At 66.7% G+C, this 23,035-nt stretch carries 21 protein-coding genes; 10 read left to right on the plus strand and 11 right to left on the minus strand.

The genetic code is table 11. From position 1 onward, the window contains the following. Positions 1-8: 8 nt before the first annotated feature. Together AC13EK_RS02900 and AC13EK_RS02905 are read left to right on the plus strand one after the other, a co-directional pair. A complete protein-coding gene (locus tag AC13EK_RS02900; RefSeq protein WP_069337288.1) occupies positions 9-737 on the plus strand; it encodes a response regulator in 729 nt (242 codons plus the stop codon). Further along, on the plus strand, positions 734-2,104 hold the full coding sequence (locus AC13EK_RS02905; RefSeq protein ID WP_017500811.1) for an ATP-binding protein: 1,371 nt from the start codon (positions 734-736) through the stop codon (positions 2,102-2,104). The genes AC13EK_RS02900 and AC13EK_RS02905 overlap by 4 nt, the downstream gene beginning before the upstream one ends. On the opposite strand, the gene AC13EK_RS02910 is transcribed toward AC13EK_RS02905, so the two are convergent. From AC13EK_RS02910 to AC13EK_RS02925, 4 genes are read right to left on the minus strand one after another with little or no spacing between them, the layout of a single operon-like run. Then, positions 2,101-2,415: a DUF3325 family protein gene (locus tag AC13EK_RS02910; protein WP_069337287.1), complete on the minus strand. Its 315-nt coding sequence runs from the start codon at positions 2,413-2,415 to the stop codon at positions 2,101-2,103. The genes AC13EK_RS02905 and AC13EK_RS02910 overlap by 4 nt on opposite strands. Further along, positions 2,412-3,926: a PepSY-associated TM helix domain-containing protein gene (locus tag AC13EK_RS02915; protein ID WP_069337286.1), complete on the minus strand. Its 1,515-nt coding sequence runs from the start codon at positions 3,924-3,926 to the stop codon at positions 2,412-2,414. The genes AC13EK_RS02910 and AC13EK_RS02915 overlap by 4 nt, the downstream gene beginning before the upstream one ends. Further along, the gene (locus tag AC13EK_RS02920) at positions 3,923-4,231 is read right to left on the minus strand and encodes a ketohydroxyglutarate aldolase (RefSeq protein ID WP_069337285.1); all 309 of its coding nucleotides are present in this window, start codon (positions 4,229-4,231) and stop codon (positions 3,923-3,925) included. Before AC13EK_RS02920 ends, AC13EK_RS02915 begins: the two co-directional genes overlap by 4 nt. Then, positions 4,228-6,351, minus strand: a complete 2,124-nt coding sequence (locus tag AC13EK_RS02925; RefSeq protein WP_069337284.1) for a TonB-dependent siderophore receptor — start codon at positions 6,349-6,351, stop codon at positions 4,228-4,230. The genes AC13EK_RS02920 and AC13EK_RS02925 overlap by 4 nt, the downstream gene beginning before the upstream one ends. A 197-nt stretch (positions 6,352-6,548) precedes the next feature. On the opposite strand from AC13EK_RS02925, the gene AC13EK_RS02930 reads away from it, so the two are divergent. Beyond that, complete coding sequence (locus AC13EK_RS02930; RefSeq protein WP_069337283.1) at positions 6,549-8,942, plus strand: membrane-bound PQQ-dependent dehydrogenase, glucose/quinate/shikimate family; 2,394 nt, start codon at positions 6,549-6,551, stop codon at positions 8,940-8,942. Positions 8,943-8,979: 37 nt separating this feature from the next. On the opposite strand, the gene AC13EK_RS02935 is transcribed toward AC13EK_RS02930, so the two are convergent. Continuing rightward, the gene (locus AC13EK_RS02935) at positions 8,980-9,780 is read right to left on the minus strand and encodes a porin family protein (protein ID WP_234792385.1); all 801 of its coding nucleotides are present in this window, start codon (positions 9,778-9,780) and stop codon (positions 8,980-8,982) included. A 363-nt stretch (positions 9,781-10,143) separates the two neighbouring features. Next, complete coding sequence (locus tag AC13EK_RS02940; protein WP_069337282.1) at positions 10,144-11,229, minus strand: endonuclease/exonuclease/phosphatase family protein; 1,086 nt, start codon at positions 11,227-11,229, stop codon at positions 10,144-10,146. A 198-nt stretch (positions 11,230-11,427) separates the two neighbouring features. Between AC13EK_RS02940 and AC13EK_RS02945 the strand changes: the two genes are divergently transcribed. Further along, positions 11,428-12,198 carry a thioesterase family protein gene (locus AC13EK_RS02945; RefSeq protein ID WP_069337281.1) on the plus strand — a complete coding sequence of 257 codons (771 nt, stop codon included), beginning with the start codon at positions 11,428-11,430 and terminating at the stop codon, positions 12,196-12,198. Here AC13EK_RS02945 and AC13EK_RS02950 read toward each other — a convergent pair whose 3' ends face one another. Both AC13EK_RS02950 and AC13EK_RS02955 read right to left on the minus strand, forming a co-directional pair. Further along, complete coding sequence (locus AC13EK_RS02950; protein WP_069337280.1) at positions 12,199-13,533, minus strand: acetyl-CoA hydrolase/transferase family protein; 1,335 nt, start codon at positions 13,531-13,533, stop codon at positions 12,199-12,201. It lies immediately after the preceding gene. A 129-nt stretch (positions 13,534-13,662) separates the two neighbouring features. Continuing rightward, positions 13,663-15,162 carry a CoA-acylating methylmalonate-semialdehyde dehydrogenase gene (locus AC13EK_RS02955; RefSeq protein ID WP_069337313.1) on the minus strand — a complete coding sequence of 500 codons (1,500 nt, stop codon included), beginning with the start codon at positions 15,160-15,162 and terminating at the stop codon, positions 13,663-13,665. A 154-nt stretch (positions 15,163-15,316) separates the two neighbouring features. Here AC13EK_RS02955 and AC13EK_RS02960 point away from each other — a divergent pair, with 154 nt between their 5' ends. The 3 genes from AC13EK_RS02960 to AC13EK_RS02970 all read left to right on the plus strand — a co-directional run bounded on the left by AC13EK_RS02960 (position 15,317) and on the right by AC13EK_RS02970 (position 18,280). Further along, entirely contained in the window at positions 15,317-16,948 is a 1,632-nt protein-coding gene (locus AC13EK_RS02960) for an AMP-binding protein (RefSeq protein WP_139150005.1), read from the plus strand. A gap of 49 nt (positions 16,949-16,997) precedes the next feature. Beyond that, a complete protein-coding gene (locus AC13EK_RS02965) occupies positions 16,998-17,435 on the plus strand; it encodes a c-type cytochrome (RefSeq protein WP_069337279.1) in 438 nt (145 codons plus the stop codon). Between the two features lie 68 nt (positions 17,436-17,503). Further along, positions 17,504-18,280: a helix-turn-helix domain-containing protein gene (locus AC13EK_RS02970; protein ID WP_069337278.1), complete on the plus strand. Its 777-nt coding sequence runs from the start codon at positions 17,504-17,506 to the stop codon at positions 18,278-18,280. A gap of 30 nt (positions 18,281-18,310) precedes the next feature. On the opposite strand, the gene AC13EK_RS02975 is transcribed toward AC13EK_RS02970, so the two are convergent. Continuing rightward, positions 18,311-18,703 (minus strand): group III truncated hemoglobin, encoded by a 393-nt coding sequence (locus tag AC13EK_RS02975; RefSeq protein WP_069337277.1) that lies wholly within the window; start codon positions 18,701-18,703, stop codon positions 18,311-18,313. Between the two features lie 86 nt (positions 18,704-18,789). Further along, on the minus strand, positions 18,790-19,698 hold the full coding sequence (locus AC13EK_RS02980; protein WP_069337276.1) for an SDR family NAD(P)-dependent oxidoreductase: 909 nt from the start codon (positions 19,696-19,698) through the stop codon (positions 18,790-18,792). 156 nt (positions 19,699-19,854) lie between these two features. Between AC13EK_RS02980 and AC13EK_RS02985 the strand changes: the two genes are divergently transcribed. Together AC13EK_RS02985 and AC13EK_RS02990 are read left to right on the plus strand one after the other, a co-directional pair. Further along, positions 19,855-20,631: an SDR family NAD(P)-dependent oxidoreductase gene (locus tag AC13EK_RS02985; protein ID WP_069337275.1), complete on the plus strand. Its 777-nt coding sequence runs from the start codon at positions 19,855-19,857 to the stop codon at positions 20,629-20,631. A gap of 37 nt (positions 20,632-20,668) precedes the next feature. After that, the gene (locus AC13EK_RS02990) at positions 20,669-21,283 is read left to right on the plus strand and encodes a glutathione S-transferase (protein ID WP_069337274.1); all 615 of its coding nucleotides are present in this window, start codon (positions 20,669-20,671) and stop codon (positions 21,281-21,283) included. On the opposite strand, the gene AC13EK_RS02995 is transcribed toward AC13EK_RS02990, so the two are convergent. After that, positions 21,280-21,735, minus strand: coding sequence for a MarR family winged helix-turn-helix transcriptional regulator (locus tag AC13EK_RS02995; protein ID WP_069337273.1), 456 nt, complete (start codon positions 21,733-21,735; stop codon positions 21,280-21,282). The genes AC13EK_RS02990 and AC13EK_RS02995 overlap by 4 nt on opposite strands. Before the next feature lie 82 nt (positions 21,736-21,817). Between AC13EK_RS02995 and AC13EK_RS03000 the strand changes: the two genes are divergently transcribed. Further along, on the plus strand, positions 21,818-22,939 hold the full coding sequence (locus AC13EK_RS03000) for an alpha/beta hydrolase fold domain-containing protein (protein WP_483022013.1): 1,122 nt from the start codon (positions 21,818-21,820) through the stop codon (positions 22,937-22,939). Positions 22,940-23,035: the final 96 nt, after the last annotated feature.

A 23,035-nucleotide genomic window follows, 5' to 3' on the forward strand; every position in this document is an offset into this window, starting at 1 on the left:
AGCGCAACATGGCTGACCTGTCCGATCCCCGCCGCAACAGCGTCATCGTCGTCGACGACGATGCCGATATTCGCGGTCTGATCGTCGATCAGTTGCGGCAGGAAAATTACGACCTGCTTTCCGCCTCGAACCTAGCCGAACTGCGCCAGGCATTGCGCGACCAGCCGGTCGACCTGATCGTGCTCGATCTCAACCTGCCCGATGGCGATGGCCTGTCGCTGTGCCGCGAGCTGCGCGCCGAAGGATCGGGCATCCAGATCATCATGGTGACGGCGCGCGGCAGCGCGATCGACCGGGTGCTGGGGCTGGAACTGGGCGCCGACGATTATCTGACCAAGCCGTTCGAGCCGCGCGAGCTGCTGGTGCGCATCCGCAACCTGCTGCGCCGCCCCCGCGTCGAGCCCCCGGCGCCCGCCGACCAGTCCCGCTATGCCGTCTTCGGTCCCTGGCGGCTCGATCTGCTGCAACGCCGGCTGATCGCCCCGGACGACCGGCTGGTGATGTTGTCCTCCGCCGAATTCCGCCTGCTCTCCCGCTTCATAGAGGAGCCCAATGTCGTGCTCGCGCGTGAGACTTTGCTGCCCGAACGGCGCGCCACCGCCGCCTTCGACCGCACCATCGACCTGCAGGTCAGCCGCCTGCGACAAAAGCTGGCCGGCGCCACCGGCGGCGCCGACCTGATCCTGACCGTTCGCGGCGAAGGCTATGTTCTCGCCAGCCCGGTGCGCTACGAATGATCGGCCAGCCGGTGCAGCGCGTGCGGGATTTCTTCCGCTCGATGGCGGGGCATATCTTCGTGCTGCTGACCGTCGGCATCTCGCTCTCGGCCATCCTCGCGCTCGCTGTGTCGGAACAGGGTCGCCGCCATGATTTCGAACGCGTCCGCCGCCAGCGCGTGCTGGCCAGCGCCTTCGACGTCGCCGACCGGCTGCGCCGCGATCCGGTGCGCGTTCAGCAGATGCTGGAAAATCACGGCATTGTCGGCGCTTCCATCGCCCCTGACGGCATCTCCATCAACGAGCCGGATCCCGATCTCGAAGCCGCGCTCGCCCGGCGTTTCGGCCCCCGCGCCCAGCCGGAGGCGGGACAGGTGCCCTTCGGCCTCTGTTTCCCCGACAAGGATGCCGGGCGCAGCCGCGCTGCCGGCCTGATCGATGCGCCCCGGCCCGATTGCTGGATCGTGCGCATGACCGACGCGACCGGCCAGCGCCGCGGCATGGCGCTCACCTTCCCGCGCCTCGCCCGGCCGCCCAGCTCCTTGTTCAGCCCGGCCTATCTGGTCGTCATCCTGCTTTCGGCCGCCGGCCTCTCCATCCTGATCGGCCGGATCGCCGCCAAGCCGCTGCGTCGTCTGTCCCAGGCCGCCGAAGCCTTTTCCGTGTCGCGCGATCCGGAGGAAATTCCCGAGCGCGGGCCGGAGGAGGTGCGCGCCGCCCTCTCCACCTTCAACCTGATGCAGCGCCGCGTCCGCGCCGGCTTCACCGAACGGACCCAGTTGCTGGCGGCGATCAGCCATGATCTCCAGACCCCGCTCACCCGGCTGCGGCTGCGGCTGGAACTGGTCGAGAATGAGGAACTGCGCGCCCGCCTGCTGCAGGATCATGAGGCGATGCAGCGGCTGGTGCGCGAAGGGCTGGACCTTGCCGCCAGCACCGAGACGCATGAGGAATGGTCAGTGATCGACCTTGATTCCCTGCTCGCCAGCATGGCCGAGGATGCGCAGGAACTGGGCGCCCCGGTCCAGTTCGCCGCCGGTTGCGGCGCGTCGGTCCGGGTCAAGCCCAATGCGCTGACCCGCTGCATGAGCAATCTGGTCGACAATGCCGTCAAATATGGCGGATGCGCGGAGATCAGCTGCCTGCGCACGCCCGGCCATGTCACGATCGAGATACGCGACCATGGTCCCGGCATCCCGCCGCAGGATCTGGACCAGATGTTCGAACCCTTTACCCGCGGCGCCAGCAGCCAGCCTGGCGGCCGCCACGGCACCGGCATCGGCCTCACCATCGCGCGGTCGCTGGGCCTCAGTTTCGGCGCGATCGTCGCGCTGCGCAATGCACCCGATGGCGGGCTGATCGCCAGTATCGAGATGAAGGCGGCCTAAACCGCGCCGACGACCATCAGCGCCAATGCCAGCAGCAGCCCGCCGCGCGCCAGCCGGGGACCATAGGTCAGCGCCAGCAGCACCGCCCCCGCCATCAGCGGCAGCAGCCCGCACCAGGTGACGATGCCGATCCCGTCGGTGCCGGACAGGATCGCGCCGAGCAGCGACAGGGCAATCGCGCTCCAGCCAAGCAGCGGCAGATGCCGGGCCAGCCCATGGCGCTGCCAGGGGCCGAGCAGCGCCGGTCCATGCCGCGTCATCGCCGCCGCCAATGCGAAGAAACCGATATAGAGCAGTCCCGCAACGATCATGCCGGCTGCTCCCGCATCCGCCGACGCGCCGGAGTCGGCGCATGCCGCCGTCGCATCTGCCGACGCACGATCAGCGCCAGCGCGGCCGCCATGGCCAGGAACAGAAGATTGCCGGCCAGCAGGACCGGTTCGGTCGAGCAGACCGGCCCCAGCACTGCCGCCAGCACGCAGGCAAAGGCCAGCAGCCCCATCATCAACGGCCAGCCGATGGCCGGACGCAGCGCCAGCCCGGCCAGCAGTGCCGCACCCGCCGTCCACAAGGCCACGGACACTTCCGCTTCGGGGCGCCCCGCCATGCCGATCGGCAAGAGGCGATTGGCGATGAAATAGGCGACCGCGCCCAGCGGCACGCCGGTGATCACGCCGACATTCAGCCGTTCAAGGATGCGATTGCCGATCGAGAGCGGCTGGCGCTCGCGCCGCTTGGCGATCCACAGCACCATGCCGGTCGAGATCGCCAGCGTCAGCATCGACCCGCCCAGCACATAGAGCCAGCGCGTCGCCATCGGTGCGAAGCGCGCCATGTGCAGCCCATAGACTACCTGATAGGTGCGCATCGCCGGCCGCCGCTCGACCCAGCTCTTGAGCAGCCGGCCGGTGGTCCCGTCAAAACTCGCCTGCCCCCGCATATAGCCGATCGAGTCGGCATCGGACTGGTAGACGGTGACGACCGATGCCGCGTCGCCGGGATTGAACACATAGACGCGGCCAACATGGCCGCCGCCAAATGCGCGCTCGGCCGCCGTCAGCATGGGTGCGATCGGTGCCAGCGACGCGGGCTTGCCGGCCGCCGGACGGGTCACCGAACCCGGCGCCAGCGCCTCGTACATCTCCATCACCTTGTCACCATAACCGGCACTGATCGGCCAGGGCATGTTGAGCGACGCCAGCGTCAGCAGCCCGGTGAAGGTGATCATCAGGTGGAAGGGCATGGCCAGCACGCCGGTCGCATTATGCCCGTCGAGCCAGGACCGCTGGCCCTTGGCCGGGCGGAAGGTGAAGAAGTCCTTGAAGATGCGCTTGTGCGCGATGATGCCGGTGACCAGCGCGACCAGCATGACCATCGCCGCCAGCGAGGCGAGCAGCCGACCCCAGGGATAGGGAATCTCCAGCTCGAAATGGAGGCGATAGAAAAATTCGCCGCCCAGCGTCTCGCGCGCGACCGGCGCGCCGGTCACCGGATCGAGCGCGCGATACAGATAATCGCTGCCCTGGTCATAGGAGGCCTCGACCGTGTTGGCCCGGCCGTCAGGCGCGGTCAGATACCAGCCGGTGGAACCCGGCGCATGTTTCGACAGCCAGCCGGTCGCCGCGACGATCGCGCTCTTGCTATCCGCCTGCGCCGTCACTTCGGGCCGCATCCAGCGGCCGATTTCCGGCTTGAAGACGCTGAGCGTCCCGGCCAGGCATATGACGAACAGCACATAGCCCAGCAGCAGCCCGGTCCAGCCGTGCAGCCAGGCCATCGCCTGCCGCACGCCGTCGCGCACCATGGCCGATGCCCCGCTCATGCAAAGCCTCCGCTCGTCCAGACCAGCCCCGCCAACAGTGCGGAAAGAACTATCACGCCGCCCAGAGCGACCCAGGGCCCACGCGCGAGAAAGGCCCAGACGCTGGCCGCCGGGGCGAACAGATAGGAGAACATGGTCGCGACCGTGACAGCCTCCAGCCGGCCCATCGGCAGGGTGCGGGCCAGCAACATCGCCGCCAGCGCCGCAACCGCATAGGCGCCCACTGTGCCCGCCAGCGTGCGCAGCGCGACATTGCCGCGATAACGCCAGCCGCTACGGGCGCGCAGAGCCGCCGCCTTCGTCAATAGTCGACGCTCAAGGTGAACACCGCCGTGCGCGGCGCGGCATAGAAGGCCTGGCCCCACATCAGGCTGCCCAGATATTTGGTGTTGGTGACATTCTTCACGTTCACGCTCGCCCGCAGATGATCGACCACCCGGATACCCGCCATCAGGTCGAGCACGGCATAGCTCTTCTGCTTAACGACCACATCGCCCATGTAAACATCGCCGTCATAGACATCGGTCAGCGTCGTCTTGATCGCATTCTGCCAGCGCAGCTGCGCGCCCAGCTTCAGGTCGTTGAGCTGCGGCACCTGATAGGTGGTGGCCAGCTTCAGCGACTTGGTCGGCAACCAGGTGCGGGTGTCGTTGCCCTCGTCATCCTCGATATCATATTGGGTATAGCCACCGCTCAGCGTCCACTGGTCGGTGATCTTGCCCGCCACTTCCAGCTCGAAACCGGTCGAGGTGGTATCGACGCCGGCATAATAGCTGCCGCCGGCCTTGCCCGGTCCATCCTCGCCAAAGGTGCCGGCATAGTCGGCCAGTCCCTTCTGCTTGGCGCGGAACACGGTGGCGGTGGCATAGAGGCGATCGCCGAACCAGCTGCTCTTGATGCCGCCCTCGATGCTGGTGCCCTTGGCCGGGTCCAGCTTGCGATTATTGGCGTCGACCTCCGCCTGCGGATTATAGATGTCGGTATAGCTGGCATAGAGGGTGACGTTGGGCGTCACGTCATAGAGCAGGCCGAGATAGGGGCTGATCTTGTGGTCGTCGCGCGCCTGGTCGGTGCCATAGGAATAGCCGGACGACTTGATCCACATCGCGCTGGCGCCGACCACGCCCTTCAGCTGGTCAGTGAAGTTGAGATGGGCCGCGCCATAGAGGCGAGTCAGCTCGTCGCTATATTTGGCGGCCAGATATTCGCCCGGATAATCCGGTTCGGTCACCTGCGCGCTGCCCCAGTCATAGACCGACGGATAGACCAGCGCGCTGTCCTCGGCGAAATTCTCCCACTCCTTGGCGTTCGACTTGGCATAGGAGAGGCCCAGCACCAGCTTGTGCTCGCGGCCGAACAGGCTGAACGGACCGGTGGCGCTGAAATCGCCCAGATATTGCTTATAGTCGGACGGGTAGATGCCCGCCATGCCATAGACGCCCTCGCCGGTCTCCTTGTCGGGATAGCCATAGGCATAGAGCAGCTTCGCATTCTCCTGGAAGCGCTTGTAGGTGAACATCCCGCTCAGCGTCCATTGGCCCATGGTATAGACCAGCTCGCCAAAGCTATTCTGGTCCTTCGTGTTCCAATAGGTCCAGTCGGCCGAGGTTGTCGCCGAGCGCGCATAGTCGATCCGGGTGCCGTCGGTGAACACCAGCGGCATCGCCCCCCACAGCACGCCGTCGGCGTCATTTTCCTGGCGCGTATATCCGACCGTCGCCTTGAGATCGGGGGTCACCTGCCAGGCGACGATCGCGCCAAAGACGTCGCGATTGATGTGGTTATAGTCCAGATGGGTATCGCGATCCTCATGCGCATAGATGAAGCGCGCCGATACCGTATCGGTCACCGGGACATTGACGTCGCCCTCCACGCGCCACAGGTCGCGCGAGCCGACCTGGGCCGTGCCTTTGGCCTGGAACTCGTCGAGCGGCCGCTTGCGGACATAGTTGATCGTCGCCGACGGGTTGCCGATGCCGGTCATGATCGCATTGGCGCCGCGCACCGCCTCGACATTCTCGAACAGGGCGGTGTCGAGGTCGCCGAACTGGATGCCCCAGGCGAGCGGCAGGCCGACACCATCGACCTGGAAGTTGGACACGTCGAAACCGCGCGAGTTGAAATAGGTGCGGTCCGTCTCGACTCGCTCGACATTGATGCCGATCGTCTGGTCGAGCAGGTCGTTGACATTGGTGATCGCGAAATCCTCGATCCGCTCGCGATTGATGATCGTCACCGACTGCGGCGTCTCGCGCACCGACAGCGACAGGGCAGTGGCGGAACTGGACGGTTGGTTGGCGGCGGTCACGACGATGCGCGACGCGTCCTCTGCGGCGCTGTCGGCTTCTGCCGCGCGGGCGACATGCGGCATCACGACAAGGGCAAAGCCGCTGCTCAACAGGAGGCGGCGCAAGGACAGACGCATTTTGATTTCCCCGATGGCTCTCTATCTGCGCCGCGCGTTAGGCATGTCCAGAATGCGAGTCAAACGCATTAGCATTGCATGTGCGCGACAATCGCGCCACGAAGATGAAATTTTGTTCATGTCTGGAACGAAGCTGGTCGGTTTCTCCTTTGTAAACCGGCACCTGCCCGTGCCTCCTGCCCAGGGAGTATCCGACCATGACAAACGCACCGCCCCGCCGATCGATCGCCGCCCTGATATTGGGCATCGTCTTCGGCCTTATCGGGCTGGTGCTGACCGGCGGCGGCGCCTGGCTGCTGATCTCGGGCGGCTCGCCTTATTATCTGGTCACCGGCATCGCCCTGATCGTCTCGGGCACTCTCCTGGCGCGCGGGCGTAAGGCGGGCGGCTGGCTCTACATTGTCATCTTCGCTGTCACTTTGCTCTGGGCCTATTGGGAAGTGGGCCTTGATCCCTGGGCGCTGGTGCCGCGCGTCGTCGCCCCGCTGGTCCTCCTGATCACGCTGCAACTGGTGTGGCCGACGCTCGACCGCAGCGCTGGTCGCTGGCGCCGTGCATGGGTCGGGGTGGCTGTCACTTTCGCTGTCGCGATCGGCTTTTTCTGGAGCATCGCCAGCAACTTCATTCCGCCGGTGCTGCAGGGTCTGCCCGACGCCCGCTATGCCATGGCCGATCCCTCGATCGGCACCACCGGCGCCGACTGGCCGGCCTATGGCGGCACCAACAGCGCCCGTCGCTACTCGCCGCTCGCCCAGATCACCACCGCCAATGTGGGCAACCTCAAGCGCGCCTGGATGATCCACACCGGCGACCTGCCGGCCTCGGCCCAGATCCGCAACACCTATGGCGCGGAAAACACGCCGCTCAAGATCGGCGACACCCTCTATGTCTGCACGCCCAAGAGCATGGTGATCGCGCTCGATCCCGCCACCGGCAAGCAGAAATGGCGCTTCGATCCCAAGGTGTCGGACGAGGCCATTCCATACACCGCCGCCTGTCGCGGGGTCAGCTATTATGCCGTGCCCGGCGCTGCGGCCGACACGCCCTGCGCCCAGCGCATCATCCTGGGCACGCTCGACGCACGGATCATGGCGCTGGACGCCCGCACCGGCGTGCAGTGCCGCGACTTCGGCAATAATGGCCAGGTCCGCATCACCGACGGCATGGGCCAGGTCCCTCCGGGCTATGTCTCCATCACCTCGCCGCCGACCATCGTGCGCGGCGTGATCGTCACCGGCCATCAGGTGCTGGACGGGCAGGATCGCTGGGCGCCGTCCGGCGTGATTCAGGCCTATGACGCGGTCACGGGCAAGATGCGCTGGGCCTGGGACATGATGCACCCGGAACGCAGCGGTCCGCCGCCGGCCGGCCAGACCTATGCCCGCGGCACGCCGAACATGTGGACGATCGCCTCGGGCGACGAGCAGCTTGGCCTCGTCTATCTGCCGATGGGCAACAGCGCCGCCGATTATTACAGCAGCCTGCGCCGGCCGGAGGAAAATCGCTACGCCACCTCGCTGGTCGCGATCGACGTGATGACCGGCAAGCCGCGCTGGAATTTCCAGGCGGTGCGCAAGGATGTGTGGGACTATGATTTCGGCGCCCAGGCGACCCTGATCGATTTCCCGACGGCGCGCGGTCCGGTGCCCGCGATGCTGCTGCCCAGCAAGCAGGGTGACATCTATGTGCTCGATCGCCGCACCGGCCGGCCGCTGACCCCGATCGGTGATATCAAGGCACCGCAGATCGGTGTCGAGCCAGCGCAGCGCGCCGCCACCCAGCGCATCTCGCTCTACCACACGCTGCGCAAGCCCGACCTCACCGAAAAGGACATGTGGGGCATGTCGCCGATCGACCAAATGATCTGCCGCATCCAGTTCCGCCGGGCGAGCTACAAGGGCTTCTTCACTCCGCCCGAAGCCGACAAGCGCTCGATCGAATATCCCGGCTATAATGGCGGCACCGACTGGGGTGGCATCGCCGTCGATCCGGCGCGTGGCGTGATCGTCGCCAATTATAACGACATGCCCAATTATGTCCGGCTGGTGCCCCGCAAGGAAGCCAACAAGAAGGGCTGGGCACCGCGCGATCAGGCACGCGGCGAAATTGGCGGGGCGGAAGGCGCGGGCGATCCGCAGGCGCACACCCCCTATGCGATCGACGTCAATGCCGGCTGGCGCCTGCCCTTCACCGGCCTGCTCTGCAAGCAGCCCCCCTATGGCGGCATCCGCGCGATCGACATCGCCACCGGCAAGACCATCTGGGATCGCCCCTTCGGCACGGCACGGACCAATGGGCCGTTCGGCATCCCCTCGATGCTTCCGCTGACGATCGGCACACCCAATAATGGCGGGTCGGTGGTAACAGCCGGCGGGCTGATCTTCGTCGCCGCCGCGACCGACAATCTGATCCGCGCGATCGACCTCAAGACCGGCAAGACTTTGTGGCAGGACGTGCTGCCCGCCGGTGGTCAGGCGACGCCGATGACCTACAGCCAGAATGGCAAGCAATATCTGGTCATCATGGCCGGCGGTCATCATTTCATGCAGACGCCGGTGGGCGATGAACTGATCGCCTATGCCCTGAACTGAGATGCTTTAATGAGATACTCTGCCGCCGCCCTTTGCCTTACCAGGCGAGGGCGGCGGTCAGCATCAGTGCCTGCGCCTGATCCTCCGGCCGCGCCGCGCCGGAGGCATCGGCGCGGAGGAGCCGGCTGCTCGCCAGTTGGTCGGGGTCGGTGAGGTGCAGGCCGACCCGCATCGGTCGACGCCCGGCCAACGCATAATCGACGCCGGCCTCCAGCCGCAGGCCAGCATCATCCTGCATCAGCGCCGGCGCGCTGCTCTGCGCCGCGGCAACCCGGCATCGCCATAGGCCCTGCGCCCACAGACCTTCCAGAATCAGTTGCTGTTCCTGCACGCGGCCGCCCCGCTCCTGGCGCAGTTGCGCCATATGGTAGCGCGCCGACAGGCTGAGCGCGGGCGTCAGCCGATGCTCCGCCCGCATCGCCAGCCGCCGCACATGCGCCGACCCGCGATTGACCGGCAGATAGCCGTCCTCGACAAAGGCCAGCCGGTCCTCGACCTCGCCGTCAAAGGCATCGACCGCCAATGTCAGGTCCGGTGCCACCATCCAGTCGCTGCCCAGCCGCATGCGGCTGTCGCGTTCCGGCCGCAAACCGGCCTGCAATGTGCGGAACGCCTCCCGCGTCAGCCCCAGCGCACCCGACAGGCCGACCCCGGCATAGGCCTCTATCGTCTCGCGATAATCCGCGCGCAGGGTGACGCCGGGCGCGGCGTCATAGGCCAGCCGCCCCGTCGGCAAGAACAGGTCGCGGCTCTTGATTGAGTCGCTGCCATAGAGCGCCGTCACATTGGCCCCGCGATTGTTGAGCTTGGCCCCCTGCCAGCCCAGTTCGGCCTGCAAGCCGTCCGCCAGTGACAGGCTGCCATGCGTCGACCAGCATCAGGCTGCTGCGCGGCTGGGCATCGCCAGACAGGTCGGTAGGCAGCGGCACCGCGCCGATCCGACGAGCCGGCAGCGCCACCATCCGGTTGCGCTTGCGCTGGACGGCGATGCCGATCGCCGCCGGCTCGGCCGGCGATGGCGCCAGTTCGATCGCATAGATGCGCGCCGGCTTCGCTGCACCGTCCAGCGGCGCGGGCAGCAGGGAAAAACGCAAGGGCCGTTTCAGCACAAAGCCGCCATGATCGGGGGTAATCGTCTGCGCCGATGCCGGGACCGCGAACGCCAGGGCTGCCAGCGACACCACCATCCAGCGGATCATCGTCATGACGCCACCTGCGCCAATTGGATAGCGGCCCCGGCGCGACGTTCCGGTTCATAGGCGATCATGTAACCGAAATGGTCGGACAGCGGCGCGCCCTCCACCTCCGTACCGAAGGGCACGGCCGCGTGGATGGCCCGCATCGGCCGACCATGATCGTCGCGCGCGAACAGCCAATCCTTGCCGCGCGCGCTGGCCTGTTCGAGATCCCGGTGCGTGCCGGCATCGGATGGCAGGCTGTCCGCCAAAGCCCGCCGAGCGCCGCCCAGATGCGCCGCGACAAAGCCCATGCCCGCCCGCGCCCAGCGGGTGAAGAAGGCGTGGATGCGGTTGCGATCGCCGCCGATATTGAGGTCGCCGCCCAGGATCATCGGCTGTCCGGCGGGAACATGGACGCGCACGAAGTCGGCCAGCAGCCCGGCCTGCCGATCAAACGCCCGCTGCGACCGGGCGATCGCCACGCCTGCCGCCTTGCGCGCGTTGAGATGGGTGTTGACGATGCTGACCGGCCCGTCGAAGCCCGGCACCGCCAGATGGGCGATCAGCACGCCCTTGTTCGCCAGGCAATCGAAGCCGGCGCAGGCGAAATCGGGAAAGGCCATGCGATCGATGCCGGTGATCGGATAATCGGACAGGATGAGCAGACCGCTGTTCAGCTGCTTGGGCGCCGTCTCGCCGCGGTCCCAGCGCGCCGCCTGCACATAGGCGCGGTCATCCGATCCCGCCGCAATCGCCGTGCGCAACCCGATGTCCGGCCCGGTCGCGACATGGGCATAGCCCGCACGGCGCGCCAGTTGCGCGGCCTGCGGCGAAAAGGCTTCCTGCAGCAGGACGATATGCGGCTGGCGCCCGGCCCGGCGCAGCGCCACCAGCCGATCGGCGATGCGGCCCAGTGCCTCGTCCCGGCCAAGGGCGATCGGCCAGGGCAGCCCCATCACATTATAGGTCATCACCGACAGCGGCCTATCCGGCTGTGGCGCGGTCGCCGCCAGCCCGGCAGTATCGCTCCGCCGACTTTCGCCCTGCGATCCCGTGGCGGCCAACACCGCCAGGCTCGCGACCAATATCGCACGCAAAGGCTTCGCCATCCCTCATTCCCCTGCCTCCTCCCTAGCGGGCGCATGAGTCACGCTCGTGTCGTTCGCGCGGCAGTGGGGTTAAATTTTGAAGGCGGCAATCGTCATCCGACCGACGCCGGACTGTCATCATCGCCGTCAGCTTGCGGGCGGCCGGTTCCTGCTGATAGGGGAAATCCGACCCGCCCAGACGGCAATGAAGAGGACCCCATGGCCTATTTCCGGCGGCTTGATGCCCGCCATTTCACCCCGACGGAACTGGTCGGCGGCGCCTGGAACGTGACGGAACAGCATGTCGCCCCCGCAATCGGCCTGCTGGCCCATGCGATCGAGGTGGACGCCAAGGCGCGCCGGCCCGATCCGCTGCAACTGGGGCGCCTGTCCTATGATATCCTGGGCACCATCCCGCTCGATACGGTCGAGATTGATGTCACCGTCATCCGACCCGGCCGCACCATCGAACTGGTCGAAGCGCGGCTCAGCCATGGCGGCCGGCCGGCAATCCTGCTGCGCGCCTGGCTGGCCCAGGCTTATGACACAAGCGCGATCGCCGGCGGCGGCTTCGATCCCATTCCCGGCCCGGAAACCATGGCACCCTGGGACGGCACCGGCGAATGGCCCGGCGGCTTCATCGCCAGCATCGATGCCCGCCGCCAATATGTCGCGCCGGGCCGCGCCATTGGCTGGATCCGCACGCCCCATGCGCTGATCGAGGATGAGGCAGTATCGCCGCTCGCCCGCGCCATGGGGCTGGTCGATACCGCCAATGGCCTGGCGCCTCTGGTATCGACTGCCGACGCCGCCTTTCCCAATCTCGACCTCACCGCCCATATCTTCCGCGCACCGGTCGGCGAATGGCTGGGTTGCGACGTCACCGTTTCCTTCGGCACCGACGGCATAGGCCTTACTCACAGCATCCTGCATGACCGGGACGGCGCGATCGGCACCGTCTCACAATGGCTGACGATCCGTCCGCGCTGATCAGCCGGCGAACAAGCCTGCCTCGAACGCGGCACGCTCCAACTGTTCCCGGAAATCGGGATGGGCGATGGCGATCAAGGCCTTGGCCCGCTCGCCCACCGACTTGCCCTTGAGGTCGGCCAGGCCATATTCGGTGACGATCAGATGCGTGTCCATGCGCGGCGTCGTCACCGGCCCGTCCAGACGCGGGGTGATGCGGGAAATCGTGCCCTTGGCGGCGGTGGAATGGCAGGCGATGATCGATCGTCCACCACGCGAAGCATAGGCGCCGCGCACGAAATCCACCTGTCCGCCGGTGCCGCTGAATTGTCGCCCGTTGACGAATTCGGAATTGCAGGCGCCGTGGAAATCGACCTGCAGCGTCGCGTTCACCGACACCATATTGTCATTGCGCGCGATCAGGAACGGGCTGTTCACATAATCGACCGGATGCGCCTCGACCGTCGGATTGTCGTGCAGGAAATCATACAGCGCCTGGTCGCCGAGCGCGAAGGTGTAGATCGCCTTGCCGGCATGGATCTGCTTGCGGCTATTGTCGACCACGCCCGACTGCATCAGCCCGGCAAGGCCCGTGGTCATCATCTCGGTATGGATGCCCAGATGCCGATGGTTGGCGAGACCCGCGCACACCGCCTCCGGCAGCGCGCCGATCCCCATCTGCAGGCAGTCGCCATCGCGGATCAGACCGGCGACGGTGGCGCCGATCGCGTCGTCGACCGCCGTGCGGGTGATGGCCGGCAGAGTCGGCAGCGCGACATCATGCTCGACCAGCGCGGTCACGGCCGACAAGGGGATCATGCAGTCGCCCTGGACATAGGGCATATGCGCATTCACCTCCAGGATGATCCGGGTGCCCGGCTTGCGCGCCACCGCCAGCGCATAGTCGACATCGGTTCCCAGGCTGAAATTGCCGTCCGCATCCATCGGCGCGACCGTCGCAATCAGCGTGTCGACGCCAACATGCTCGACCATGGCGCGCGGCACCTGGCTGAAATGGCAGGGCAGGAAATCGATCATCGGGAGATGCGCGTCGCCCAGCTGGCGATCCAGCGTCCGTTCGACGCCGCCATGGAACAGGCTCATCGGCGTGATCCGGTCGCGCAGCGCGAAGTCGAACAGGCTGGCCCCGGCTATCCCGGTGCAGAGCATATAATAGATACGCAGATCAGCGACAGAAGCGGACCGGGCGCGTTCGGCAAGGGCAGCGAGCAGGGCGGGCGGCTGGCCGGTCCCCAAAGCCATGCAGATCTTGGCGCCCGACGGGATCAGCGCAGCCGCCTCCTGCGCCGAACGCCGTGTCTGCTGATATAATGCCTGGTCGCCCTTTGGGGTCATGGATCGCCTCTCTCCTGTGGTCGATCCCTAACCTATAGCGGCCGGCGCGCGTTTCACCACGCGGCAAAAGGACCAAGGGCGGGTCCGGTTGCCCGGCCCGCCCTTGCCTTCTCCCCCTCAGGAGACGTGTCAGCCCATGGTCGGGATGACGAAGCTCTGGTCCAGCACCGCGCCGCCGCTCGGCCAGCGCTGGGTCACGGTCTTGACCCGCGTGTAGAACCGCACGCCGTCCATGCCATATTGGTTCATGTCGCCAAAGCCCGAGCGCTTCCAGCCGCCGAAGCTGTGATAGCTGACCGGCACCGGGATCGGCACGTTGATCCCGACCATGCCGACCTCGACATTGGCGCAGAAGCGGCGCGCGAAATCGCCATTGCGGGTGAAGAGCGCGACGCCGTTGCCATATTGATGCCTGGTCGGATAGCCGATCGCCTCCTCGAACGTCTCGGCGCGAACCATCTGCAGGACGGGACCGAAAATCTCTTCCTGATAGCTTTTCATCTGCGGCGTCACGCGGTCGAGCAGGGTCGGCGCGAGGAAGAAGCCATCCTCATAGCCCTGCAGTGCGAAGCCACGACCGTCGATCACCAGTTCGGAGCCTTCATCGACCGCCATCTGGATATAATTTTCGATCCGCCCCTTGTGCGCGGCACTGACCACCGGGCCATAATGAGCGTCAGGATCGCTCGGCACGCCGACGCGCAGCCCGGCGATACCCGCCTCCAGCTTGGCGCGCAGCGCCACCGCCGTCTGCTCGCCCACCGGCACCACCACCGGCAGCGCCATGCAGCGTTCGCCCGCCGAACCATAGGCCGCACCCAGAATGTCGGCGACCGCCTGATCCAGATCGGCGTCGGGCATGACGATGCCGTGATTCTTGGCGCCGCCCATGCACTGCATCCGCTTGCCGTTCGATGCACCCCGGCCATAGACATATTGGGCGATGTCGGACGAGCCGACGAAGCTGACCGCCTTGATTGCGGGATGATCGAGGATCGCGTCCACCACCTGCTTGTCGCCATGGACGACGTTCAGGATGCCGGCCGGCAAGCCCGCTTCCATCGCCAGTTCGGCAAGACGGACCGGCACCGAGGGATTGCGCTCGCTGGGCTTCAGGATGAAGGCATTGCCGCAGGCGATCGCCGGCGCGAACATCCACATCGGAATCATCGCCGGGAAATTGAACGGCGTGATCCCCGCCGCGATGCCGATCGGCTGGCGCAACGAATAGACGTCGATGCCCGGACCTGCCCCCTCAGTATACTCGCCCTTCAGCAGATGCGGGACGCCACAGGCGAATTCGACCACATCAAGGCCGCGCTGGATATCGCCCTTGGCATCGGAATGAACCTTGCCATGTTCGACCGACAGCAGTTCGGCCAGCTCGTCCATATGCTGTTCGATCAGCGCCTTGAGGTTGAACATCACGCGGGCGCGGCGCTGCGGGTTCATCGCCGCCCAGGCGGGTTGCGCGGCCTGCGCATTGGCGACCGCTTCATCCAGTTCGCTGGGCGCCGACAGGCGAACCTGCGCCTGCACCTGGCCGGTGGCGGGGTTGAAGATGTCGCCCAGGCGCGTCGACGCCGATGCGCGATGCTGCCCCCCGATGAAATTGTCGACTATGCGCATGCTGCCCTCTCGAAACGGATCGGGTCGGCCATAAAGGAGGATCGGAAGGGTCGGAACCGGCCAGCCGATTTGATCGCGGGGACGGTGGATCAGCGCCGCGCTTGCCCGGTCGGCGCTTCTTTCGCATGGCTCGTCCATCGACAGCGGAGCGAGCATGGCCGGGACAGGAGCAGGACGGCGGATCACCGCCGCAGGATGGGACATACGCTGGGACGCCGATCAGGCAGCGCAGGCCTATGCCGATGGCTGGTGGCGATCGGACACCGCCGCCGATGCGCTGGTGAGCGCCGCCCGCGACACGCCCGATCGCATCCTGCTGATCGACGGCGACCATTGCCTGACCGCCGCCGACCTGCACGATCAGGCACAGCGGCTGGCGCAGGCGCTGCTGGCGCGCTTCCCGGTCGGCAGCGTCATATCCTTCATGCTGCCCAACTGGCAGGAGGCGGCGGTCATCTACATGGGCGCGACGCTCGCCGGCATGGTCGCCAACCCGATCCTGCCGTCGCTGCGCGACCATGATCTGCGCTTCATCCTGGCGGATGTGGACTGCCGGATGATCTTCGTGCCGCAAAGCTTCCGCGGCCACGATTATGGCGCGATGCTGGAACGGGTGGCGACGGAGATGGAGAGGCCGCCGGAGATCGTCATCGTCCGGGCGGAAGAGGGCAAAGTTTGCGCTTATGACGCCCTGTTGACTTCGGCCCCGACCACCGGCCGGCCGCTGCCCGCGCTGGATGCCGACGAGGTGCGCATGGTCATGTACACCAGCGGCACCACCGGCCGGCCCAAGGGGGTGATGCACAGCCATAATTCGATCAATGCGCTGATCCGCCAGATCGGCCGCCACTGGCTGGTCGAACCGGGCGACCGCTTCCTGGTGCCGTCGCCGATCAGCCATATTGGCGGGTCGATCTATGCGTTCGAGACGCCGCTGCTGCTGGGCGCGACGGCGATCCTGATGGAGCAGTGGAACCCGGACGATGCGGTGCGGATCATGGCCGAGGCCGATTGCACCCATATGGCCGGCGCCACCCCCTTCCTGCAGCATCTGCTGGCGGCGGCGCGCGCGGCGGATACGCGGTTGCCCGCGCTCAAATTGTTCATCTGTGGCGGGGCGTCGGTGCCGCCGGCGCTGATCCGCGAAGCCGCCGGCTATTTCGAGCAGGCGGTGGTCAGCCGCGTCTATGGATCGACCGAATTGCCGGTGACCACAGTGGGGGTGATCGACCGGGCCGATGTCACCCATGCCGCCGAGACCGATGGCCGCCCCGGCATCGCCACCGTCCGCATCGCGCCGGATGGCGAGATTCGCGCGCGCGGGCCGCAGATGATGGTCGGCTATATCCACAAGGCGGATGAGGACGCGAGCTTCGATCCGGACGGCTATTATCGCAGCGGCGACCAGGGCGCCTGGGTCGATGGCGACCATCTGGTGGTGACCGGCCGGATCAAGGATCTGATCATCCGCAATGGCGAGAATATCGCGCCCAAGGAGATCGAGGATCTGCTGGTGGGCCATGACGCCATTGCCGAGATCGCGATCGTCGGCGTCCCCGACGCGCGCACCGGCGAGCGGGCGGTGGCGGTGATCGTGCCGCGCCCCGGCGCCACGCCGGATGTCGCCGCGCTGGCTGCGCATCTGGCCAGCCATGGCGTCGCCCGCTTCAAATATCCCGAGGCGGTGGCGCTGTGGGACGCCCTGCCCAAGAATGACGCCGGCAAGGTGCTGAAACAGCAGATCCGCGCCCGGCTGGTGGAAGAGGCCGCACCGGCAACGTCGTAGGACAATTGGTCCGCTGGCCGCGCGCCGTGCGATCGGGCATGGGCGCGCCATGTTGCGTCCCGCCTCCGCCGCCCTGTTGCTGACCCTGAGCCTGATCGGCTGTTCCGATGATCGCCGCGCTGAGCGGTTGAAGGCCGCCGGCCCCAATCCGACGCTGGAAAAGCTGATGACGGTGGCCGATGCCAAGGCCGGCGCCCGCCTGTTCGGCACCTGCGCCGCCTGCCACACCAGCAGCGCTGGCGGACCCGACACTGGCGGACCCAATCTGCACGGCATTTACGGCCAGCCGATCGGCCAGCACAGCGCCCGGTTCGGCTATACCGCCGCGTTGCGCGCCAAGGGCGGCGTTTGGGACGACAAGGCGCTCGACGCCTGGATCGCCAATCCGCAGCGCTTCGTGCCCGGCACCAAGATGCAGTTCAGCGGCATCCCCGACCCGCTCGCGCGCGCCGACCTGATCGCCTATCTGCGCAGCCTGTCGGACTGACCGGCCCCGCCAAAGATACGAATTTTTTGGGGTAGCTGGCGCGTCGGGGGCTTCGTACATCTGGCGCCATGACCAGCGGGATGACAGACGGCCTTTGGGCGCTGACCGAGAAGGAAAAGCAGACGCTGCGCCTGATGGTCCGGGGCCATGACGCGAAATCCATCGCGCGCAGCCTGGACCTGTCGGTCCATACCATCAACGAACGGCTGCGCGACGCCCGGCGCAAGATGGCGGTGTCGAGCAGCCGCGAGGCGGCCCGGCTGTTGCTGGAAGCCGAAGGTGCGCCCGAGACATCGCCCCCCGATTTTCTGGGGGACAGGCTATTGGGGGCAGACGCAGCCCCGGTCGAAGCGGATCAGGACGAGGCGCCGGTCGTCGGCGTGGGGCCGGCCGATCGCCGGCGCCCGATCCTGCTTGGAGTGCTTCTCATGACTTTTGTCCTTGGCCTGCTGGCGCTCGCCGCCCTGCCCGATGCCGCCCCCACACCGCAAGCGATGCCGGCCGCCGCCCAGGCGCATAATGCCGAGGTCGTCGACGCTGCGCGCCAATGGCTGGCGCTGATCGACCAGGACGAATGGGCCGAGAGCTATCGCGGCACCGGCAGCGCTTTCCAGAAACTCAATACGGTGCAGGTCTGGACCGAGGTGTCGCAGACGATGCGCGGCCGGTTCGGCGCCCTTCAGTCGCGCAGCCTGCTGAGCCAGGAGGAACTGCCCGCCCCGCCCCATGGCTATGAAGTAGTGAAGTTCCGCGCCAGCTACGCCAACCAGGCGCAGGCGATCGAGACGGTGACGTTGGATCGCGAAAATGGGGCCTGGCGCGTGGTCGGCGTGACGATCGAATAGGGCGGACAGGGGCGCGTATCGGCGCGCCCTTCATGCCCCCGCGGCCGACGGCGCCCCCAACCGGAAGAACAGCGCGAGTTGCAGGCTTTCCGCAATCCGCTGCGCCTTGTCCTGCAAGGCGGCGGCCGCCGCCGGAACCATGACGGCGTCGGTCGTCTGCGACCAGAGATTCAGCCAATGGTCGAACAGGGCGGGCGTGATCCGGTCGCGATGCGCCATATGCACCGGGACGGGCTGTCCCTTGTAACGGCCCGACGACAGCATCACCGACGACCAGAAATCGACCAGCCGGTCGATATGCGCCGGCCAGTCATCCACGGCGTCGTTGAAGATCGGACCAAGCCGGTCGTCCGCGCGGACGCGGGCATAGAAGCTTTCGACCAGCTGGCGCAGGCTGGCCTCGTCGATCCGTTCCGCCTTCATGGGTTCCGACTCCGCACGGGGATGCCCGGTCCATAGCGCATCGACCGCCGGGATTCGACCGGCCGGATACAGTCGGAACGCGGCCTTTATTCCCCCGCGACGGCGCGACCGAAGCTGTAGCGGATATGGTCGACATGGCCCTCCAGCCCGAAGACCAGCGGATCCTGGCTGTCCATGATCGCGTCGATGCGGGCGCCGACATCCTCCGGCGTCCAGCTGGGCTGATAGACGCCCTTGCTTTCGGCGATGAAGGCGCGGGCGACGCGGCCGGCGATCGACACCAGCATCTCGCCGGTGACCGAGCAGCTTTCATGCGCCAACCAGGCGACGACCGGCGAGACCAGTTCCGTCCCCATCGGCGGATATTGGGAGATATCCAGCCCCTCGGCCATGCGGGTGACGGCACCGGGCACGATGATGTTGGATTTGACCCCTTCGGCCTCCCCCTCGAGCGCCAGCACATTGTTGAGGCCGATCATGCCCGATTTGGACATGCCGTAATTGACGCAATCCCTGTTGCCATAGAGGCCGCCGATCGAGCTGGTGAGGATGATGCGGCCATAGCGCGCCTTGCACATATGCGGGAAGGCAGCGCGCGCGACATGGAAGGCGCCGCGCAAATGGACATCGAGCACGGCGTCGAAATCCTCCTGGCTGAGCGCCTGCATCGAGCCGTAGCGGACATTGCCGGCATTGTGGATCAGCCCGTCAATCCGGCCATAATGGTCGAGCGCCGCCTCTATGATGGCGCGGCCGCCCTCCGGCGTGGCGACGCTGTCGGTCGAGACGATCGCGTCGCCACCCTGCGCCTGGATCGCGGCAACCACTTCGGCCGCCGGGCCGGCATCGATCCCCTCGCCGCGCACGGCGCTGCCCGGATCATTGACCACGACCCTGGCGCCGCGCGCGCCCAGCAGTTCCGCATAGGCGCGGCCAAGCCCCCGCCCGGCACCGGTGATGACGATGACGCGATCGTCGTAGCGCAGTTCGGACATGAGCGGGCCTTTCGCTGGATTATGCAGATGATGGCGCAGGGGTGACGCGGCATGCGCGCGCGTTCAAGCCGGGGCGGCAAGGCATCGCCATGGCGGTTCGCCGATGCCCGGCGAAGCGGATAAGAGCGGGGCAGGACAGAGTAGAGGACAGGATAGATGCAGGTAGCGATCATCACCGGGGCAGGCAGCGGCATCGGGCTCTGCACGGCGAAGATGCTGCATGACGCTGGCATGGCGATCGTCGGTGTCGGTCGCGATCCGGCCAAGCTGGCGACGCTGGAGAGCGAAATCGGCGATCCGGCGCGGGTCGCCACCCTGTCGATCGACGTCACCGCCGACGATGCCCCGGCGCAGATCGTGCAGCTGGCGCTCGACCGGTTCGGCCGCATCGACTTCCTGGTCAACAATGCCGGCGCGGGCAGCCCCAAGCCGCTGCACGAAACCGACGACGCCACGCTGGACGGCTTCCTGGACCTGATGCTGCGCGCGCCCTTCCGCCTGGCACGCGAGGCGATCGTCCATATGGGCGAGGGCTGTGGCATCGTGAACGTCTCCTCCACCTATGCGGTGATCGGCGGGCGGCGCGGCGGCGCCTATTCGGCGGCCAAGGGCGGGCTGGACGCGCTGACCAAGCATATCGCCTGCGATTACGGCCCGCAGGGCATCCGCGCCAATTGCGTCGCGCCGGGCGTCACCATGACCGACATGGTGCGCCACCGGTTCGAGGACGAGATGTTCAAGCGGGTGAATGTGGAGACCACCCCCTTCCCGCGGCTGGGCGAGGTGGAGGATGTGGCCAGCACCATCGCCTTCCTCTGTTCGCCCGGCGCCGCCTTCATCAACGGACAGACGATCGTCGTGGATGGCGGCTGGACATCGACCAAATATCTCTCGCCGCGCGCGCTGACGACGACATGGGTCGAGGCGGAGTAAGGCTACTCTTTGGCCGGCCGCTCGGTTAGGGCGGGCCATGGCCGATGCCCCGATCCTCTATTCCTTCCGCCGCTGTCCCTATGCGATGCGAGCGCGGCTGGCGCTGCTGGTGAGCGGACAGGCGGTGGCGCATCGCGAAATCCTGCTGCGCGCCAAGCCGGCGGCGATGCTGGCCGCCTCGCCCAAGGGGACGGTGCCGGTGCTGGTGCTGCCCGACGGCCGGGTGATCGACGAGAGTCTGGAGATCATGCGCTGGGCGCTGGGGCGGCATGATCCCGAGGCGTGGCTGGCGGGTGACGACGCGACGCTGATCGCGACCAATGACGGACCGTTCAAGCGGCATCTGGATCGCTACAAATATGTCGAGCGCCATGGCAGCGACCCGATCGCGCATCGGACCGAGGCGGCCGGGCTGCTCGACGCGCTGGAGGCGCGGTTGCAGGATCAGGCCCAGCTTCGTGGCGCGCGGCGGACATTGGCCGACATGGCGATCTTTCCCTTCGTGCGGCAGTTTGCGGCGGTCGAGCCGGACTGGTTTGCCGCGCAGCCCTGGGCCGCGTTGCGCGGCTGGCTGGCCGGGCATCTGGAATCGGATCTGTTCGCCAGCGCCATGGTGCGGCACCCGCTATGGGTGGAGGCGGACGCCGGCTAGTCCGGGCCGCAACAGGCGTCGAGGCAGATCTGGCGCAGCAGGGCGATGACGTCGCGACGCTGTTCGATCGGGATGGAACGGCCGATCCGCGCCTCATGCGCGTCGAACACCGCGCAGACCTGGCCATGCAGCGCCAGCCCCTCCGCCGTAAGCGTCAGCGGGATCGCGCGGCCCTTGCCCGCGCCCTTTTCCAACAGGCCAGACAGCGCCAGCTTGTTGATGAGCGGCACCAGATTGGCCGGCTGGGCGCGCAGTACGCGGGCAATGTCGCTCTGGCTGCACCCCGGATTGGCACCGATCAGGCGCAGCAAGGTCGCTTCGCCCGGATTGAGGCCAAGCGGCGCCAGCCCCTCGCCCAGCGCGCCGGTGACCGCCGCCGCCGTGCGCCGCAGATGGAAGCCCAGCATCGCGTCGAGCGGGTCGGTAAAGGCACTGTCGGGATCGATCGTCACCGCGCGGGTCTAGCCCCCTTGCCGTGCCGGCTCAAGTCGATATCTTATATACCATAATATAAGATGGAGAGGAGCGATGTTAATGACGATGCGATTCGCCTTGCCGTTTGTCCTGCTGGCCCTGGCCGGGACGGCAGTGGCCCAGACGCCACAGTCCGATAGTCCGGCGGCTTCCGGCACGATCGAGCCGGATGGCACGGTCCATGTTCCCGGCTTTCGCCTCCCGCCCTCCATCTATCTGAGCGAGGCGGCGAAGAAGGCGCTGCCGCGCACGCCGACCGATCCCGAAGAGCCGATGATGCGCGCGGTCGCCGCCGGGCAGGCCGGTGCGCTGCGCCAGCGCATGCCGCAACTGATCGCACCACGCATCGATGCGCTCAAAGCAATGTACAAGGTGACGACACGCGAGGAACAGATCGCCGGCATAGCGGCCGTGCGTGCAATCCCGGCAGCTGGCGTCGCACCGGGCAACCGCAGGAAGATATTGCTCAATCTGCCAGGCGGTGGCTTCATCATGGGCGTGGCCGGCGGCACCGGCATGATGGAATCGATCCCGCTCGCGGGGCTGGCCGGGGTAGAGATCCTCTCCATCACCTACCGCCAGGCGCCCGAGACCATCTGGCCGGCAGCGACCGAGGATGTGACCAAGGTCTATCGCGCACTGCTCAAGACCTACCAGCCGCAGGATATCGGCATCTTCGGCTGTTCGGCCGGCGGGCTGCTGACGGCCGAGGCAATGGCTTGGTTCATCCACGAGAAGCTGCCGCTGCCCGGCGCGATCGGCATCTTCTGCGCCTCGGGCGATGCGCGCTGGGGCGGCGACAGCCAGAGCTTCGCCCGGCCGTTCCAGGCGCTGCCGCCGCGTGACGATGTTCGCGCCTATTTCAAGAATATCGACCGCAGCGATCCTTTGGTGTCGCCGGCGCTGTCGCCCACGACGCTGAAGCAGTTTCCGCCGACGCTGCTAATCACCGGCACCCGCGCCTTCGAGATGAGCGCGACCGTCAACACCCATCGCGAACTGATCAAGGCCGGGGTCGATGCCGACCTGCATATGTGGGATGGACTGGGCCATGCCTTTTTCTACGATCCCGCCCTGCCGGAATCGCGCGAGGCCTTCGACGTCATGACCGCCTTCTTCCGCGATCGGCTGAAGCTGGCGGTTAGCGTCCGCGCTCGTGGTGTAATTTCCGGTGTAGATTGAGGTGATCGCATGGGGTTGGGCATGCCCAACCCCATGCGATTTCGAACTCGGTGGCCACCGGGCTCATCGGTAAGGTGGAGTTACCACACTTCACAC

The sequence above is a fragment of the Sphingobium sp. L-44 genome (assembly GCF_056859495.1).

Coding starts and splice junctions, on each gene's coding strand:
- AC13EK_RS02900 (WP_069337288.1), top strand. CDS start 9: ATGGCTGACCTGTCCGATCCCCGCCGCAACAGCGTCATCGTCGTCGAC.
- AC13EK_RS02905 (WP_017500811.1), top strand. CDS start 734: ATGATCGGCCAGCCGGTGCAGCGCGTGCGGGATTTCTTCCGCTCGATG.
- AC13EK_RS02910 (WP_069337287.1), bottom strand. CDS start 2,415: ATGATCGTTGCGGGACTGCTCTATATCGGTTTCTTCGCATTGGCGGCG.
- AC13EK_RS02915 (WP_069337286.1), bottom strand. CDS start 3,926: ATGAGCGGGGCATCGGCCATGGTGCGCGACGGCGTGCGGCAGGCGATG.
- AC13EK_RS02925 (WP_069337284.1), bottom strand. CDS start 6,351: ATGCGTCTGTCCTTGCGCCGCCTCCTGTTGAGCAGCGGCTTTGCCCTT.
- AC13EK_RS02930 (WP_069337283.1), top strand. CDS start 6,549: ATGACAAACGCACCGCCCCGCCGATCGATCGCCGCCCTGATATTGGGC.
- AC13EK_RS02940 (WP_069337282.1), bottom strand. CDS start 11,229: ATGGCGAAGCCTTTGCGTGCGATATTGGTCGCGAGCCTGGCGGTGTTG.
- AC13EK_RS02945 (WP_069337281.1), top strand. CDS start 11,428: ATGGCCTATTTCCGGCGGCTTGATGCCCGCCATTTCACCCCGACGGAA.
- AC13EK_RS02950 (WP_069337280.1), bottom strand. CDS start 13,533: ATGACCCCAAAGGGCGACCAGGCATTATATCAGCAGACACGGCGTTCG.
- AC13EK_RS02955 (WP_069337313.1), bottom strand. CDS start 15,162: ATGCGCATAGTCGACAATTTCATCGGGGGGCAGCATCGCGCATCGGCG.
- AC13EK_RS02960 (WP_139150005.1), top strand. CDS start 15,317: ATGGCCGGGACAGGAGCAGGACGGCGGATCACCGCCGCAGGATGGGAC.
- AC13EK_RS02965 (WP_069337279.1), top strand. CDS start 16,998: ATGTTGCGTCCCGCCTCCGCCGCCCTGTTGCTGACCCTGAGCCTGATC.
- AC13EK_RS02970 (WP_069337278.1), top strand. CDS start 17,504: ATGACCAGCGGGATGACAGACGGCCTTTGGGCGCTGACCGAGAAGGAA.
- AC13EK_RS02975 (WP_069337277.1), bottom strand. CDS start 18,703: ATGAAGGCGGAACGGATCGACGAGGCCAGCCTGCGCCAGCTGGTCGAA.
- AC13EK_RS02980 (WP_069337276.1), bottom strand. CDS start 19,698: ATGTCCGAACTGCGCTACGACGATCGCGTCATCGTCATCACCGGTGCC.
- AC13EK_RS02985 (WP_069337275.1), top strand. CDS start 19,855: ATGCAGGTAGCGATCATCACCGGGGCAGGCAGCGGCATCGGGCTCTGC.
- AC13EK_RS02990 (WP_069337274.1), top strand. CDS start 20,669: ATGGCCGATGCCCCGATCCTCTATTCCTTCCGCCGCTGTCCCTATGCG.
- AC13EK_RS03000 (WP_483022013.1), top strand. CDS start 21,818: ATGACGATGCGATTCGCCTTGCCGTTTGTCCTGCTGGCCCTGGCCGGG.